This window comes from Xanthobacter autotrophicus (genome assembly GCF_030015065.1).
Taxonomy (GTDB): domain Bacteria; phylum Pseudomonadota; class Alphaproteobacteria; order Rhizobiales; family Xanthobacteraceae; genus Xanthobacter; species Xanthobacter autotrophicus_D.
This window is the reverse complement of sequence record NZ_JAIVFN010000518.1, coordinates 1-404: the sequence shown is the minus strand read 5'-3', so window position 1 is coordinate 404 and position 404 is coordinate 1. Positions and strand designations below refer to the sequence as shown.

Annotated in this window: 1 protein-coding gene; it reads right to left on the bottom strand. The window is 67.1% G+C overall.

Going from position 1 to position 404, the window contains the following annotated elements:
- Positions 1-268, bottom strand: a 268-nt coding sequence (locus K9U40_RS24305) for a RidA family protein (RefSeq protein ID WP_282892602.1), incomplete at its 3' end; no start/stop codon positions are given.
- Positions 269-404 lie beyond the last annotated feature (136 nt).

Here is a 404-nt window from a genome sequence, read left to right as displayed (position 1 = left end):
CGGGCGGGTTGTCCTGATCGACCCAGGCATCCCACACGGCGTTCATGCCGGAGAAATTGGCGATGTCCGACAGCCAGATGGTGGCGGTGAGGAGGCGCGACTTGTCGGTGCCGGCGCGGGCGAGAAGGGCGTCGATGGAGGCGAGGACGGCCCTGGTCTGGCTTTCCACGTCCGGCCCCTCGGCCACCTGGCCGGCGAGATAGACGGTGTTGCCGTGGATCACGGCTTCGCTCATGCGGCGGCCCTTGTCGAGCCTCTCGATGCTCATGGTTGGTCCTTTCGGTTGGATGGCGGGTGTCTAGCAAGATTCAGGGGGGATGTGCCAACTGGGGCGGCCCCGGTTGTGAAAGCCCCGGTCCTGACCGGGATCCGCCGTGAACCCTCTCCCGCTTGTGGGGGAGGGC